The sequence below is a fragment of the Rhizobacter sp. J219 genome, assembly GCF_024700055.1.
GTDB lineage: Bacteria > Pseudomonadota > Gammaproteobacteria > Burkholderiales > Burkholderiaceae_C > Rhizobacter.
Genome location: NZ_JAJOND010000001.1, coordinates 382,661 through 398,182, shown reverse-complemented (window position 1 = coordinate 398,182; position 15,522 = coordinate 382,661). Strand labels below are relative to the sequence as shown.

16 protein-coding genes and 2 pseudogenes are annotated in these 15,522 nt (G+C 65.7%); 9 read left to right on the top strand and 9 right to left on the bottom strand.

The window, feature by feature from the left end:
- Positions 1-119 precede the first annotated feature (119 nt).
- Together LRS03_RS01815 and tsaD are read right to left on the bottom strand one after the other, a co-directional pair.
- Positions 120-1,271 carry a pyridoxal phosphate-dependent aminotransferase gene (locus tag LRS03_RS01815; protein ID WP_257823586.1) on the bottom strand — a complete coding sequence of 384 codons (1,152 nt, stop codon included), beginning with the start codon at positions 1,269-1,271 and terminating at the stop codon, positions 120-122.
- Complete coding sequence (gene tsaD, locus LRS03_RS01810; protein WP_257823585.1) at positions 1,268-2,299, bottom strand: tRNA (adenosine(37)-N6)-threonylcarbamoyltransferase complex transferase subunit TsaD; 1,032 nt, start codon at positions 2,297-2,299, stop codon at positions 1,268-1,270. Before tsaD ends, LRS03_RS01815 begins: the two co-directional genes overlap by 4 nt.
- Before the next feature lie 201 nt (positions 2,300-2,500).
- Here tsaD and LRS03_RS01805 point away from each other — a divergent pair, with 201 nt between their 5' ends.
- The 8 genes from LRS03_RS01805 to LRS03_RS01770 all read left to right on the top strand — a co-directional run bounded on the left by LRS03_RS01805 (position 2,501) and on the right by LRS03_RS01770 (position 9,863).
- On the top strand, positions 2,501-2,788 hold the full coding sequence (locus LRS03_RS01805) for a hypothetical protein (protein ID WP_257823584.1): 288 nt from the start codon (positions 2,501-2,503) through the stop codon (positions 2,786-2,788).
- A gap of 80 nt (positions 2,789-2,868) precedes the next feature.
- Entirely contained in the window at positions 2,869-3,519 is a 651-nt protein-coding gene (locus LRS03_RS01800; RefSeq protein WP_257823583.1) for an ANTAR domain-containing response regulator, read from the top strand.
- Between the two features lie 264 nt (positions 3,520-3,783).
- A complete protein-coding gene (locus LRS03_RS01795) occupies positions 3,784-5,031 on the top strand; it encodes a CmpA/NrtA family ABC transporter substrate-binding protein (RefSeq protein WP_257823582.1) in 1,248 nt (415 codons plus the stop codon).
- A 31-nt stretch (positions 5,032-5,062) separates the two neighbouring features.
- Positions 5,063-5,971, top strand: a complete 909-nt coding sequence (ntrB, locus tag LRS03_RS01790) for a nitrate ABC transporter permease (protein ID WP_257823581.1) — start codon at positions 5,063-5,065, stop codon at positions 5,969-5,971.
- A gap of 23 nt (positions 5,972-5,994) precedes the next feature.
- Positions 5,995-6,795 carry an ABC transporter ATP-binding protein gene (locus LRS03_RS01785; RefSeq protein ID WP_257823580.1) on the top strand — a complete coding sequence of 267 codons (801 nt, stop codon included), beginning with the start codon at positions 5,995-5,997 and terminating at the stop codon, positions 6,793-6,795.
- Positions 6,796-6,892: 97 nt separating this feature from the next.
- Positions 6,893-9,037: an ATP-binding protein gene (locus LRS03_RS01780; RefSeq protein WP_257823579.1), complete on the top strand. Its 2,145-nt coding sequence runs from the start codon at positions 6,893-6,895 to the stop codon at positions 9,035-9,037.
- Entirely contained in the window at positions 9,034-9,408 is a 375-nt protein-coding gene (locus LRS03_RS01775; protein ID WP_257823578.1) for a response regulator transcription factor, read from the top strand. Before LRS03_RS01780 ends, LRS03_RS01775 begins: the two co-directional genes overlap by 4 nt.
- Positions 9,405-9,863 carry a chemotaxis protein CheX gene (locus LRS03_RS01770; protein ID WP_257823577.1) on the top strand — a complete coding sequence of 153 codons (459 nt, stop codon included), beginning with the start codon at positions 9,405-9,407 and terminating at the stop codon, positions 9,861-9,863. The genes LRS03_RS01775 and LRS03_RS01770 overlap by 4 nt, the downstream gene beginning before the upstream one ends.
- 128 nt (positions 9,864-9,991) lie before the next feature.
- On the opposite strand, the gene fdx is transcribed toward LRS03_RS01770, so the two are convergent.
- The 7 genes and pseudogenes from fdx to LRS03_RS01735 all read right to left on the bottom strand — a co-directional run bounded on the left by fdx (position 9,992) and on the right by LRS03_RS01735 (position 15,275).
- Positions 9,992-10,330 carry an ISC system 2Fe-2S type ferredoxin gene (gene fdx, locus LRS03_RS01765; protein ID WP_257823576.1) on the bottom strand — a complete coding sequence of 113 codons (339 nt, stop codon included), beginning with the start codon at positions 10,328-10,330 and terminating at the stop codon, positions 9,992-9,994.
- A gap of 2 nt (positions 10,331-10,332) precedes the next feature.
- Positions 10,333-12,189 carry a Fe-S protein assembly chaperone HscA gene (gene hscA, locus LRS03_RS01760; RefSeq protein WP_257823575.1) on the bottom strand — a complete coding sequence of 619 codons (1,857 nt, stop codon included), beginning with the start codon at positions 12,187-12,189 and terminating at the stop codon, positions 10,333-10,335.
- A gap of 3 nt (positions 12,190-12,192) precedes the next feature.
- On the bottom strand, positions 12,193-12,711 hold the full coding sequence (hscB, locus tag LRS03_RS01755; protein ID WP_257823574.1) for a Fe-S protein assembly co-chaperone HscB: 519 nt from the start codon (positions 12,709-12,711) through the stop codon (positions 12,193-12,195).
- Positions 12,712-12,783: 72 nt separating this feature from the next.
- Positions 12,784-13,107, bottom strand: coding sequence for an iron-sulfur cluster assembly protein IscA (gene iscA, locus LRS03_RS01750; RefSeq protein ID WP_201812334.1), 324 nt, complete (start codon positions 13,105-13,107; stop codon positions 12,784-12,786).
- A gap of 2 nt (positions 13,108-13,109) precedes the next feature.
- Positions 13,110-13,497: pseudogene (gene iscU / locus LRS03_RS01745) on the bottom strand (Fe-S cluster assembly scaffold IscU).
- Between the two features lie 42 nt (positions 13,498-13,539).
- Entirely contained in the window at positions 13,540-14,760 is a 1,221-nt protein-coding gene (locus LRS03_RS01740; RefSeq protein WP_257823573.1) for an IscS subfamily cysteine desulfurase, read from the bottom strand.
- A gap of 19 nt (positions 14,761-14,779) precedes the next feature.
- Positions 14,780-15,275, bottom strand: a pseudogene (locus tag LRS03_RS01735) (Rrf2 family transcriptional regulator).
- Between LRS03_RS01735 and LRS03_RS01730 the strand changes: the two are divergent.
- Entirely contained in the window at positions 15,159-15,410 is a 252-nt protein-coding gene (locus LRS03_RS01730; protein WP_257829706.1) for a hypothetical protein, read from the top strand. The pseudogene LRS03_RS01735 and the gene LRS03_RS01730 overlap by 117 nt on opposite strands.
- The last annotated feature ends 112 nt before the right edge of the window (positions 15,411-15,522 follow it).

Sequence of the window (15,522 nt, the reverse complement as noted above, 5' to 3'; positions counted from 1 at the left end):
GACGCTGCGGTTTCCGGTGTTGTGACTTGCGGTAGCGGGAGAAACCTTCCCGCGCCGTGCTAGGTGCTTCGCATCACAGGCCGCCACAGAGGGTATAGCCGAGACGAAAAGCCAATCGATTATAGCCGAAGGGCATCGGCGAGCCGGGCCACCCCTTGCACGAGCCGGGACGGGTCGCGTGCCGCGAAGCACCATCGCAGCCAGCCCTCGGCCTCGTCGCCGAAAGCCGCGCCTGGCGCCAAGCCCAGGCCATGCCGTTCCACCAGGCGTTTTGCGAAAGCCAGGGAGTCGTCTTCCCCTTCGACGCGGAAAAAGGCGTACATGCCGCCCCGGGGCAGCGCCACCGTCACACCAGGCAGCGAGGCCAGGCGCGGGACCAGCGCGTCGCGGCAGGCTTGCAATCGGCCGACGAGCGCGGGCACCGCCTCATCGGCCTGCGCCAGTGCCGCCAGGCCGCCCTTCTGCACGAAGACGGGCGCGCAGGAGGTGTTGAATTCGATCAGCTTGGCCACCTCACCCGAGAACCCTGTGGGCAGCACCAGCCAGCCCAGACGCCAGCCAGTCATTAGGAAGCTCTTGGAAAAGCTGTGCGCCACGATCAGCCGTTCGGCCGGCTCGGCAAGGTCGAGGAAGCTCGGCGCCGCACGGGGGCCGGGCTCGAAAAAGAGGCGTTCGTAGACCTCGTCGGCCACGATCCAGGTGCCGGTCTGCCGGCAGTGGTCAAGGAGGGACTGCTGTTCTTCGCGGGTGAGCGTCCAGCCGGTGGGGTTGTTGGGCGCATTGAGGATCACGGCACGGGTACGGGGCGTGATGGCATCCAGCAGCCTCTGGAGGTCGAGCACCCAGGCACCGTCGCGTACTCCGAGCGACACCCGCTTCACCTGGGCGCCCAGGATCACCGGCTGGGCCGTCACGTTGGGCCACACCGGTGCCACCGCCACCACCTCGTCGCCGGGCTCCAGCAGCAGCTGGTTGGCGATCATCAGGGCGCTGACGCCCGACGAGGTGACGGCGATGCGCTCCACGTCCACCGGCCGGTGCAGGCCGCCCATGTAGGCGCTGAGCGCCTCGCGCAGCGCCGGCAGCCCGAGGTTGTGCGAATAGAAGGTCTCGCCCGCCTGCAACGACGCGATGGCTGCTTCCCGCGCCGGGCTGGGCGTGACCTCGTCGCTCTCCCCGAACCAGAAGGCCAGCACGTCGCGGCGACCGAGGCCGGCGTTGGCCACCTCGCGGATCTTGGAGGCCGGCAGGCTGGCGATGGCAGACCTCATACGGTCGACAAGTCCCAGCGCGGCTGCACGTCGAAGCCGTACTGCAGACGTGGCTGGGCCAGCCCGCGCTGCAATCGCATCGCGGCGGCCAACGCGATCATGGCGCCGTTGTCGGTGCACAGCGCCAGCTCCGGGTAATGCACCTGCACACCACGTTTGGCGCACTCGGCATTGAGTTGTTCGCGCAGGCGGGCATTGGCCCCGACGCCCCCGGCGACCACGAGTCGCCTCAGTCCGGCGTGCTTCAACGCGGCCAGCGACTTCTTCACCAGCACGTCGACGATCGCCTGCTGGGTGCCGGCCGCCAGATGGGCCTTGTCCTGCTCGCAGACGTTGGGACCGAACTTGAGCACCTGGGTGCGCACCGCGGTCTTGAGCCCGGCGAACGAAAAATCGAGGTTGCCGCTGTGCAGCAGCGGGCGCGGCAGCTCAAAGGTGTCCGCGCTTCCGAACTCAGCCAGGCGCGCCAGGGCCGGCCCACCCGGGTAGCCGAGGCCCAGCATCTTGGCTGACTTGTCGAAGGCTTCGCCGGCCGCATCGTCGATGGTTTCGCCGAGCATTTCGTAGCGGCCGACGTCGTCGACCCGCATCAGCTGGGTGTGGCCGCCCGACACGAGGAGCGCCACGAACGGAAACTCGGGCGGGTCGGCCGCGAGGAACGGCGACAGCAGGTGACCCTCCAGGTGATGCACACCGACCACCGGCTTGCCGAGCGCCGCCGCGAGCGCGCAGGCCACCCCCGCCCCCACCAGCAGCGCGCCAGCCAGACCCGGCCCGCGGGTGTAGGCCACCACGTCGATGTCTTCCAGGGTGCACCCCGCCTCGGCCAGCACACGCCCGGTCAGCGGCAACACCCGCCGGATGTGGTCACGCGAGGCCAGCTCCGGCACCACGCCGCCGTAGGCCTGGTGCATGTCGATCTGGCTGTGCAGGGCCTGGGCCAGAAGCCTTGGCACGCCGCGCGTGTCGGCATCCACCAAGGCCACACCTGTTTCGTCGCACGACGACTCGACCCCCAGCACGTTCATCCGAAGGAGTGTACCGAGCGCAACACTTCGCCCTCGAAAGCCTGTGGTTCCCCACAGCTGCGCATCGGTGTTTTCCCGCGAACGCCGCAAGCCCCACTTCCGTGCACCGGGGTGGCGCACTACTCTGCGCTTCCCCGGCTGGCCTGCATCCTGCAGGGCCGGGACTACACATCACAAAGAGAGCCGTTGGGGGATTCAGCCATGAAGGAATACCGTCTTCTCGCCTGGGCCGAGCTGCCCGAGCCCTACCACCGCATGGCCTACCGCCGCATGCTGACCGACCTGTCGCATCGCTACATGACGGTGCCCCAGCTGATGTCGGCGAGCGGGCTGAAGCGCCAGGAAGTGCGCGACTTCCTCGACATGCTGGACGGCCGCGAGCTGCTCATCGACCGCGAACTCTTCGCCAACGACTCGGTCTTCGACTCGCTGCGCCCACTGGGCGGCTGGATTCGCAAAGCCCTGAACGCCTCCGCCGCCGACCGCTGAGGTTCCGCCAACTCCGTCACGAAGCCCGCCTTGCCGCGGGCTTTTTCGTTTCTGGCGTGGATGTTGCTCATCCATGCACCATGAAAGCGCCCCTGCGCCCCCCCATCCCGTCAACTTCGCTGCGCATCGTCATCGTCGCGCCCGATCTTGCGCCCGATACCTCCGACCCGGAGGCCGGCACCGAAGCGGAGCGTTCGCGCGCCCTGCGCATCGGCCTGCTGGAGCACGGCTACAACATCGTGGCAGTGCTGCCGGCCGACGTGTTCCTGCCCGACCGTCTCACGCAGATCGCGCCCGACATGATCATCGTCGACGCCGAGAGCCAGTCGCGCGACACACTGGAGCACGTGGTGATGGCCACGCGCGAGGAGCGGCGCCCGATCGTGCTCTTCACCAACGACGATGACACCACCCACGTCGGCGCGGCAATCGCAGCGGGCGTCACGGCCTACGTGGTGGCTGGGCTGGCACCGGAACGCGTGAAGCCGGTGCTCGAAGTCGCCATGGCGCGCTTCCATCATGAAGAAGGGCTGCGCCGCGAGCTCGCCAATGCACGCACCGAGCTGTCAGACCGCAAGCTCATCGACCGCGCCAAAGGCCTCTTGATCAGCCGCCACGGCCTGACCGAAGAAGAGGCGTACGCACGCCTGCGGCGCACCGCAATGGACAAGGGCCTGAAGCTTGCCGATGTCGCACAGCGCCTCATCGATGTGAGCGATCTGCTCGGCTGAGGTGCAACAGCGGCATTCGCACACCGCCTTGGTGCAACGCAACACGAAAAACAGCACGAACTGGCCTGGCACGGGCCTTGCGAATTGAAGGGCAGAAGGTCAACGGCGATCTTCTGAAGACATCGGCGACGCACCAAAGACGGTGCATCGCCGACAAGGACGACGGCGTCCCCACGCGTTGGGCTAACCCCCAGCAAGTGCGGACGCCTTTTTGTTTTTTCTCTTTAGTCGCTTCGTCAATCACTCACGCACCGAGACACAGCCATGACCATCGAACGAAAGGCACTCATGAGCCGCCGCACCCTCATCAAAGCCGCTGCCGCGGGCAGCGCCGCCGGCCTGGTGCCGGGCCTCAACACCGCCGTCTACGCCGCTGGCTCCGACAAGCCCGAGAAAGAAGAAGTCCGGATCGGCTTCATTCCCCTGACCGACTGCGCCTCGGTGGTGATGGCGTCGGTGCTGGGCTTCGACAAGAAGTACGGCATCAAAATCATCCCGACGAAAGAAGCCTCGTGGGCCGGCGTGCGCGACAAGCTCGTCAACGGCGAACTCGACATGGCCCACGTGCTGTGGGGCCTGGTCTACGGTGTGCACCTGGGCGTGTCGGGCCCGAAGAAGGACATGGCCGTGCTGATGAACCTGAACCACAACGGCCAGGCCATCACGTTGTCGAAGAAGCTGTCTGACAAGGGCGCGGTCGACGGCCCGTCGCTGGCCAAACTGATGAAGACCGACAAGCGCGACTACACCTTTGCGCAGACCTTCCCGACCGGCACGCACGCGATGTGGCTGTACTACTGGCTCGCCACCTACGGCATCAACCCGCTGAAGGACGCCAAGGTCATCACCGTGCCGCCGCCGCAGATGGTCGCCAACATGCGCGTGGGCAACATGGATGGCTACTGCGTCGGCGAGCCCTGGGGGCACCGCGCCATCATGGACGGCATCGGCATCACCGGCGTCACCACGCAAGACATCTGGAAAGACCACCCCGAGAAGGCCCTCGGCACCACCGGTGACTTCGTCAAGAAGAACCCCAACACCTGCCGCGCCGTCGTCATGGCGATCCTCGAAGCCAGCAAGTGGATCGACGCCAGCCTGCAGAACAAGCTGAAGATGGCCGAGACCGTGGCCGACAAGAGCTACGTCAACACCGGTGTCGACGCGATCAACCAGCGCATCCTCGGTCGCTACCAGAACGGCTTGGGCAAGACCTGGGACGACCCGAACCACATGAAGTTCTTTAACGACGGTTCGGTGAACTTCCCCTACCTCAGCGACGGCATGTGGTTCCTCACGCAGCACAAGCGCTGGGGCCTGATCAAGGACCACCCCGACTACCTCGGCGTGGCCAAGCAGATCAACCAGATCGACCTCTACAAGGAGGCCGCCACCGCCATGAAGGTGAGCGTGCCCAAGGACGCGCTGCGCCCCAGCAAGATGGTCGACGGCGTGGTCTGGGACGGCAAGGACCCGAAGAAGTACGCCGACGGTTTTGCCATCAAGGCCTGATTCCCTCACCCGATCACAGCAGGAGTAAGCCATGGTCAGTGCAGTCTTTCATTCCCCGCTTGAGGCCTCGAAGCAGCAGCGCGCCGCGAAGGCGGCCACTGCCGCCAGCGCCGTCGCCCAACCGGCGGCCGCCGCGCCGGTCGCCGCGCCGGCGAAGGCACCCTACGACTGGTCGGGCCTGTGGCTCAAAGTGCTGCCGCCCATCATCGGCATTGCGCTGCTGGTGGGCATCTGGCACCTGCTGACGATGAAGGGCGGCAACTTCCCGACGCCCGGCGCCACCTTCGACGAAGCCATCAAGGTCTTCTCGGACCCGTTCTATAGCAAGGGCCCGAACGACCAGGGCATCGGCTGGAACATCCTGTTCTCGCTGCAGCGGGTCGCCATCGGCTTCGGCCTGGCGGCACTCGTGGGCATCCCGATGGGCTTCATGATCGGGCGCTTTGCCTTCCTGTCGAACATGGTGTCGCCGCTGATCAGCCTGCTGCGCCCTGTGTCGCCACTGGCCTGGCTGCCGATCGGTCTCCTGGTCTTCAAGGCCGCCAACCCGGCCGCCATCTGGACGATCTTCATCTGCTCCATCTGGCCGATGATCATCAACACCGCGGTCGGCGTGCAGCGTGTGCCAAGCGACTACCTCAACGTGGCGCGCGTGCTCAACCTGTCGGAGTGGAAGGTGATCACGCAGATCCTCTTCCCCGCCGTGCTGCCCTACATGCTGACCGGCGTGCGCCTCTCGGTGGGCACGGCCTGGCTGGTGATCGTCGCAGCCGAGATGCTGACCGGCGGCGTGGGCATCGGCTTCTGGGTGTGGGACGAGTGGAACAACCTCAACGTCACGCACATCCTGATCGCCATCTTCGTGATCGGCGTCGTGGGCCTGCTGCTCGAATGGCTGCTCATCTCGATCGCCAAGAAGTTCACCTACGCCGAAACCTGACCCTCGACCGGAGCCCCACGACCATGAAGAACTTCATTCAAGTGCAACAGGCCGAGATGGTGTTCAACACCAAGAAGGGCCGTTTCCATGCGCTGCGCGACATCAACCTCGACGTGGCGCAAGGCGAGTTCGTCACGCTGATCGGCCACTCGGGCTGCGGCAAGTCGACGCTGCTCAACCTGATCGCCGGTCTCACGCTGCCCACGAGCGGCGTGCTCCTGTGCGACAACCGCGAGATCGCGTCCCCCGGGCCCGAGCGCGCGGTGGTGTTTCAGAACCACTCGCTGCTGCCCTGGCTCACCTGCTACGAGAACGTGCACCTCGCGGTGGAGCGTGTCTTCGGCGGCAAGGAGAGCAAGGCGCAGTTGAAGCAGCGCACCATTGCTGCGCTCGAACTCGTCAACATGGGCCACGCCATCAGCAAGCGCCCGCACGAAATCTCAGGCGGCATGAAGCAGCGCGTGGGCATCGCCCGTGCGTTGGCCATGGAGCCCAAGGTGCTGTTGATGGACGAGCCCTTCGGCGCCCTCGATGCGCTCACCCGAGCCCACCTGCAAGACGAGCTGCTGAAGATCGTGGCCCGCACCAAGAGCACGGTGGTGATGGTGACGCACGATGTGGACGAAGCCGTGCTGCTGTCCGACCGCATCGTGATGATGACCAACGGCCCGGCCGCCACCATCGGCGAGATCCTGTCGATCGAGCTGCCGCGCCCACGCAACCGCGTGGACCTGGCGGAAGACACGCGCTACGTGCACTACCGCAAGGAAGTGCTGGACTTCCTGTACACGCGCCACGGTCACGTGGAAAAAGCGGCCGCCTGAGCCGCGAGTCGTCGGGGCAAGCACGCGGGCGTGGAAGGCCCGCGGCTTGCTTACGCATGTCTGACGGACACGCATGACACGTTATTGAGGAGGACCCATGTCATCACCCGGTGCGCCCGGTCTTGCGATCTCCCCTGCCCTTCCATCCGCCCCGCCGCTGTTGAGGCGCACAGGCCGCAAGGTGCAGCTCAACCTCGGCAAGTACCGCGAGATCATCATCGCGGTCGCGTTCTTTTTGCTGTTCGACCTGGCCGTGCTGGTGTTGAACTTCTACGTCTCGTTTCAGATTTCCGAAGACGCCGTCTCGATCAACCTCGCCGGCCGGCAACGCATGCTGTCGCAGCGCATGTCGAAGGCCCTCTACGCCAGCGAACTGGCCTCGGCCAGCGGCCCCATCCCGTCGAGCCTGCTCGACGAACTGCACAACGCCAGCCGTCTCTTCGACAACACGCTGCAGGGCTTTCGCAACGGAGCGCAGGTGACGGGCGGTGACGGGCGTCCGGTGTACCTGCCCGCAGCCTCGGGCCCGAAGAGCGCCGACATCCTGGCGCGCGCCGTCGCCATCTGGGAGCCCTGGCGCCGGCAGATGGACCTGCTGCGCGAATCGGGCAGCTCGTCCCACGCTGCCCACGTCAAAACCGCCGCCGACTACGCCCGCGCCAACAACCTCGCGCTGCTCGGCCTGATGAACGAGCTGACCACCGACCTGGAGGCCGCCGCCTCACAGCGCGCCTCCGTGCTGCGCATGGTGCAGACGGGCGGCATCGTGCTCGCGCTGCTCAACTTCCTCTTCATCCTCTTCAAGTTCATCCGCCGCCTGCGCCAGTCGGACGCCGCGGTCGAACAAGCCAGCGGCGAGACGCAGGAGATCCTCTCCGTCGTGCGCGAAGGCCTCTTCCTGCTCACGCCCGAGATGACCCTCGGCACACAGATCTCGCACTCGGTGAGCGGCATGTTCGGCCGTCCCACCCAGCCCGGCGACAACTTCATCCTGCTGCTCTCGCCGCTGGTGTCGGCCAAGACGCTGGAAGACGCACGCGGCTATATCGAGTTGCTCTTCACGCCGCACGTGAAGGAAGACCTGGTGCAGAGCATCAACCCGCTGACCGAAGTGGAGCTGCTGCAGACCGACTCGCTCGGCCAGAAGCGGCCGCGCTTCCTGTCGATGCAGTTCAGCCGTGTGGTCGAAGACCGCGCCGTCAAGCACCTGCTCGTGACCGTGCAGGACGTGACGCCTCGCATCGAACTCGAACGCAAGCTCGAAGGCGAACAGAAGCGAGCCCAGCGCGAGTTTGACCTGCTGGTGCAGGCCTTCGAGACCGACCCAGCGGCGCTGGCTGCCTTCGTCGACCGCACCGAGGCGAGCCTGCTCGAAGTCAACGACCTGCTGCGCCAGGTGGATGCCAGCTCCGATGCCAAGCAGTTGCGCCGCACCGTCGACCGCGTCTATCGCCACGTGCACGCGGTGAAGGGCGAGGCCTCGATGCTCTCGCTGGAGCTGCTGGCGAGCACCGCGCACGAGTTCGAATCGCAACTGCAACCACTGCGCGAAGCCGCCACGATGAGCGGCGAGGCGCTGCTCGCCCTGCCCTTGCCGCTGGAAGAGCTGCTCACCCGGTTGCAGGCGCTCAAGCGCTCGGTGCTGCGCGACCGCCACCGCCTGCCGTCCGTCGCGCCACAGCCCGGCGTCGACGCCCTCGGCGCACAACTCAGCGCCCTCGTCGAACGCATTGGCGGCGACACCGCCAAGCCGGCGCGCCTGAACGCGAAGCTCGATGCCATCACCGAGCTGCCCACCCGCGTGCGCGACGCCCTGACGCAGATCGCAGTGCAACTGGTGCGCAACGCGGTCGTCCACGGCGTGGAAGACGCCGCCACCCGCGAAGCGCGCGGCAAGCCGGTGCGCGCCCGCATCGATGTCGAGGTGGCGCGCGACGAGGCCGACCAGGTGCACCTGCTGGTGCGCGACGACGGCGGGGGCCTCAACCCCGAGCGCGTGCGGCAACGCCTGCTGTCGCTCGGCTGGTTCAACGAGGCGCAGCTGGCCGAGATGAGTGTTTCGCAGATCGTGGCGCAGGTGTTCAAGCCGGGCTTCAGCACCGCCGAATCCGCCGGCGAGCATGCCGGCCGGGGCGTGGGGCTCGACATCGTGGCGCACGAGGTGCGGCGGCTGGGTGCGCGCCTGCTGGTGTCCAGCCGAGCGAACGAAGGCACGACCTTCCGCGTGCGTCTCGCCACATGAAGCTGCTTGTCGTCGATGACTCGAACATGGTGCGTTCGCGCATCGCACGCGTCGTGCAGAGCGGGGTGCTGGGCGAGGTGACGCTGCTCGGCCTGGCCCGCAACGGCGAAGAAGCCCTGCGGGCCGCACGTACCGCCGCGCCCGACATCGTGACGATGGACCTCACGATGCCCGAGATGGACGGGCTGGAATGCATCCCCATCCTGCTCGGCATGCACCCACGCACGCGCATCCTCGTGATCAGCGCACTCGACGACAAGTCGACCGCGATCCGCGCGCTTCGGCTGGGCGCACATGGCTTCCTGCCCAAGCCCTTCTCCGACGACGGCCTGCAACTCGCCCTCAAGGGGCTTCTCGACCATCACCTATGAGCGCATTGAAAGAATCCGACCTGCGCCTGTTCGTCGATTCGGTGCGGCGCTATTTCGATGTCACGAGCCGCATTGAGCCCGAGATCACCTCGGCCTACCTGGGCGTGGATGCCGTGCCTGGGCACGACTTCAACGGCATCGTGAGCTTCTCGGGGCGCTACCGCGGGCGGGTGGTGGTGTCGCTGCCCGCGGCGGCGCTGAAGGAGCTGTTGCTGATCCAGAAGGAAACCGACCTGTCGCAGAACAGCCTGCTCGACGCGGTCGGCGAGATTGCCAACACCCTGGCCGGCAACGCCCGGCGTTCCTTGGGCAAGGATCTGGAGATTTCAGTGCCCAAGGTGGTGCACGGCAAGCCTTCCGACGGCCCGCGGACGCGACAGCATCCCTACGTGATCACCTTCCGCTGGAACCGCTACCCGGGCGTGGTGTGCGTGGATTTGGCCGAAGCGGCATGACCCGCAAAGCAGGCATGGCATTTGCAGACTGAGAGACTGCAGGTGCTCATCGCCTGCCTTCTGTCTCCTCAGTAGGGCCTGAGCCCTTTGTCCAACCCTCTGGCCAATGCGGTCAGAGGGTTCTTTTCTCAGTGTTTCTCTTTGGCGTGGTTGATCGAGTACTTGGGGATCTCGATCGTCACGTCCTGCTGCGCCAGGATCGCCTGGCAGGACAGGCGCGACGTGGCTTCCAGGCCCCAGGCGCGGTCGAGCAGGTCTTCTTCGGCCTCGTCCAGCTCCCCCAGCGAATTGAAGCCCTCGCGCACCACCACGTGACAGGTGGTGCAGGCGCAGCTCATGTCGCAGGCGTGTTCGATCTCGATGTCGTGGTCGAGCAGGGCCTCGCAGATCGACGTCCCCGCGGGGGCCTCGATGCTGGCGCCTTTGGGGCAGTACTCGGGATGGGGAAGGATCTTGATGATGGGCATGGTCAGACTTCTTCCACCTTGCGGCCGGCGAGGGCCTGGCGGATGCCGCGGTTCATGCGCTCGGCGGCAAAGGCCTCGGTGCCTTTTGCGAGCGCTTCCACGGCGGTGTCGATGGCGGCGTGGTCGTCGCCCTGGCGGGTGTGGTCAAGGGCTTGCATGAGAGCGTCGACCTCGGCGCGGCTCTCGGCACTGAGCAGGTCGCCATCGGCCTGCAGCGCCGAGGCGGTGGCCAGCAGCATGCGTTCAGCTTCCACACGCGATTCGCGCAGGCTTCGCGCCTTCATGTCGGACTCGGCAGTGGTGAAACTTTCGGTCAGCATGCGCGCCACTTCGTCGTCCGTCAGGCCATAGCTCGGCTTGACGTTGATCGACGCCTGCACGCCCGAGCCTTCTTCCCGCGCACTGACGGCCAGCAGGCCATCGGCATCGACCTGGAAACTCACCCGGATGCGTGCCGCACCGGCCACCATCGGTGGGATGCCGCGCAGCTCGAAGCGCGCCAGCGATCGGCAGTCGCTCACCAGCTCGCGCTCGCCTTGCACCACATGAATAGCCATCGCGGTCTGGCCGTCCTTGAAGGTGGTGAAGTCCTGCGCGCGGGCGGTAGGAATCGTGCTGTTGCGCGGGATGATGCGTTCGACCAGGCCGCCCATGGTTTCGAGGCCCAGCGACAGCGGGATCACGTCGAGCAGCAGCAATTCATCGGCGCCTGCGTTGCCCGCAAGCGCGTTGGCCTGGATCGCCGCGCCGAGCGCGACAACTTCATCGGGATTGAGGTTGGTCAGCGGGGCCTTGCCGAAGAAGTCAGCCACGGCCGACTGCACCTGCGGCATGCGGGTCGACCCACCGACCATCACGACGCCCTGCACGTCGTCCTTGGCCGCCTTCGCATCGCGCAGCACCTTGCGCAATGCGCCGATGGTGCGGCCGATCAGCTCGGCGCCGAGTTGCTGGAATTCGTCGCGCGTCACGCGCACCGAGAGTTCACCTTCGGCGAGCGGGCAGGCCAGCGTCGCATGGTCGGTGCTGGAGAGTTTTTCCTTTGCGGCGCGGGCGGCGACCATGACCGCACGTTTGTCTTGCGGCGTGGTGGCGCGCAGGCCGCTCTTCATGAGCGCCCAGTCGGCGAGCAGGCGGTCGAAGTCGTCGCCCCCCAGCGCAGAGTCCCCACCCGTGGCCACCACTTCGAACACACCCTGGCTCAGGCGTAGCAATGACACGTCGAAGGTGCCGCCGCCGAGGTCGTACACCGCATACAGGCCTTCGCTGCCGTTCTCCAGGCCGTAGGCGATGGCAGCGGCCGTGGGCTCGTTGATGAGGCGCAGCACGTTGAGGCCGGCGAGTTGCGCGGCGTCTTTCGTGGCTTGGCGCTGCGCGTCGTCGAAATACGCGGGCACCGTGATCACGGCACCGAAGATCTCGTCGTCGAAGCTGTCTTCCGCGCGCTGACGCAGCGTTGCGAGGATCTCGGCCGACACTTCCACCGGTGACTTCACACCAGCCACCGTGCGCAGCTGAACCATGCCCGGCGCATCGACGAAGTCATACGGCAACTTCTCGCGCTGGACGATGTCGGCAAGGCCTCGGCCCATGAAGCGCTTGACCGAGACGATGGTGTTGGCCGGGTCGATGGCCGCTTCGGCAAGTGCCTCGTGCCCGATCTGGCGGCGCGTATTGTCGAGATAGCGCACCGCAGACGGCAGGATCACGCGGCCTTGCGCATCGGGCAGGCATTCGGCAACGCCGTGGCGCACGGCCGCCACCAGCGAGTGCGTGGTGCCGAGGTCGATGCCGACCGCGATCCGCCGCTGGTGCGGGTCCGGGCTTCCGCCCGGCTCTGAAATCTGAAGCAGGGCCATGTTTTATTGTCCCAGCGCTTCCAGGCGCTGATCGATGTCGTCGGCAAAGCGCTCGACGAACATGAGGGCTCTGACCTGCTCGGCCGCGGCGTTGAAGTCCCGCTGCTCGTCGCAAGTGGCGGCCAGGCGTTCGAGGGCATCGCGGCGATGCATGGCGACGCTGTCGGCCAGCGCTTCCACGTCGCTCAGGAGCGTGGCCTCTTCGAGCGCTTCGCGCCACTCCATCTGCTGAATGAGAAAGCCCGTCGGCATGGAGGTGTTGCTCTCACTGTGCACCGGCACGCCGTTCAGCTCGCACAGGTAGCCGGCGCGTTTCACCGGATCCTTCAGGCGCTGGTAGGCCTCGTTGACTCGCACTGCCCATTGCATCGCCACGCGCTTGGCCGCGGCGCCTTCGGCCGCAAACTTGTCGGGGTGCACCTGAGCCTGCAACTCGCGCCAGCGGGCATCGAGCGTGGCGCGTTCCAGCGCATGGCGGCGCGGCAGGCCGAACAAGGCGAAATCATCGTCGTCCAGCTTCACGGCACGCTCGATTCAGACAACAGACAAAAGAAAGGCGCGACCCTTGCCGCGCCCATGGCACACCACCGGGGGTCAGACCCGGAACGACTCACCGCAACCGCACCGGTCCTTCTCACGCGGGTTGTGGAATTTGAAGCCTTCGTTGAGCCCCTCGCGCACGAAGTCGAGTTCCGTACCGTCGAGGTAGGGCAGGCTCTTCGGGTCGATCAACACCTTCACGCCATGGCCCTCGAAGACGATGTCTTCCGGCGCCACGTCATCGGCGTATTCGAGCTTGTACGCCAGGCCCGAGCAGCCCGTCGTCTTCACGCCCAGGCGCACGCCCACGCCCTTGCCGCGTTTGGTGAGATAGCGCGTCACATGGCGTGCCGCCGCTTCCGTCAGCGTGACCGCCATCATCAGTGCGCCTTTTTCGCCTTGTAGTCGTTGACCGCGGCCTTGATCGCGTCTTCGGCCAGGATCGAGCAGTGGATCTTCACCGGCGGCAGCGCCAACTCTTCGGCGATGTGCGTGTTCTTGATGGTCAGCGCTTCGTCGAGCGACTTGCCCTTCACCCATTCGGTGACGAGCGAGTCTCGACGCAATGGCCGAACCGCAACCGTAGGTCTTGAACTTCGCGTCTTCGATCAGGCCCGTGGCCGGGTTCACCTTGATCTGCAGCTTCATCACGTCGCCGCAGGCGGGGGCGCCGACCATGCCGGTGCCCACGCTGTCATCACCCTTTTCGAACGAACCCACGTTGCGGGGGTTCTCATAGTGGTCTACGACCTTTTCGCTGTATGCCATCTCAGTACTCCAGAAACTTCAGTGCGTCGCGTTCCATGTCGTTCAATGGGCAGCCCATTGAATGGTGCTGATGTCGATGCCATCCTTGTGCATCTCCCACAGCGGCGACAGTTCGCGCAACTTGGCCACGCGGTCTTTCAGCGTGGTGATCACGTAGTCGATCTCATCCACGGTCGTGAACCGGCCGATGGTCATGCGCAGCGAGGAGTGCGCGAGTTCATCGCTGCGGCCGAGCGCGCGCAACACGTAGCTCGGCTCCAGGCTCGCCGAGGTGCAGGCCGAGCCTGACGACACTGCGATGCCCTTGATGCCCATGATCAGGGACTCGCCTTCGACGAAGTTGAACGAGATGTTGAGGTTGTGCGGCACGCGCTGCGTGGCGTGGCCGTTGAGGAAGGTCTGCTCGATGTTCGACAGCCCGTCCATCAGGCGCTTGTGCAGCATGCGGACGCGCTCGCTCTCGACGCCCATCTCTTCACGGGCGATGCGGAAGGCTTCGCCCATGCCGACGATCTGGTGCGTGGGCAGCGTGCCCGAACGCATGCCGCGCTCGTGGCCACCACCATGCATCTGCGCCTCGATGCGCACGCGGGGCTTGCGGCGCACGTAGAGCGCGCCGATGCCCTTCGGGCCATAGGTCTTGTGCGAGGCCAGGCTCATCAGGTCGATGGGCAGCTTGGCGAGGTCGATCTCCACCTTGCCGGTGGCTTGTGCCGCGTCGACGTGGAAGATGATCCCGCGCTCACGGCACATCGCGCCGATCGCAGCCACGTCCTGGATGACGCCGATCTCGTTGTTGACGTACATCACCGACACGAGGATGGTGTCGGCGCGCATCGCGGCCTTGAGCTTGTCGAGGTCGAGCAGGCCATCTTCCTGCACGTCGAGGTAGCTGACCTCGAAGCCCTGGCGCTCCAGTTCACGCATCGTGTCGAGCACGGCCTTGTGCTCGGTCTTGACGGTGATGAGGTGCTTGCCGCGCGTCTTGTAGAACTGCGCCGCGCCCTTCAAGGCCAGGTTGTTGGACTCGGTGGCACCAGAGGTCCAGATGATCTCGCGGGGGTCGGCACCGATCAGCGCCGCCACCTGTTCGCGGGCCTTTTCCACGGCTGCCTCGGCCTCCCAACCCCACGCGTGGCTGCGTGACGCCGGGTTGCCGAAATGTTCGCGCAACCACGGAATCATCGCGTCCACCACGCGCTGGTCACACGGCGTGGTGGCGCCGTAGTCCATGTAGATCGGGAAATGCTGGGTCATGTCCATGACAAAAGGCGAGACGGGTTTACTTGCTCATCGCTCCGCCCAAGGCGAAGACCGAGTTGGGAGCGGTGATCTTGATCGGTTTGACGACAGGCTGCGTCGAGATGGCGCGCTTGACGGGGTGCTCTTCGATCGAGACACCCTTGGCGAGCTGCTCTTCCACAAGCTTGCGCAGCGAGATGGAATCGAGGTACTCGATCATCTTGGCGTTGAGGCTGGACCACAGGTCGTGCGTCATGCAACGGCCAGCGTCTTCACCCATGCAGTTTTCCTTGCCGCCGCAGCCGGTGGCATCGATGGGCTCATCGACAGCCACGATGATGTCGGCCACGGTGATTTCGTCGGACTTGCGGCCGAGCGAATAGCCGCCGCCGGGGCCACGGGTGCTTTCCACGAGACTCATGGCGGCGCAGCTTGCCGAACAGCTGCTCAAGATAGGACAGAGAAATCTGCTGGCGTGCGCTGATGGCAGCCAGCGCAACGGGGCCGGTGTTCTCGCGCAGGGCGAGATCGATCATGGCGGTAACGGCAAAACGGCCTTTGGTGGTCAGTCGCATGAAATCCTCCTGGTGCCGGTGACAGCACGATTAGTCAATGAAAGCGATCAATGGTGGCTTCACGCTTGCAAGCACCGCCCTCATGGGGCGGGTTAACCCGCGGAATTAACCGACAGGTTTACTCAAGTATATCTGAAACCCACTGATTCGGTCGGCATTGGCTAAGGAAGTTCCCCCTCGGTGAGCAGGCTCATTTGGCCCGTCATTT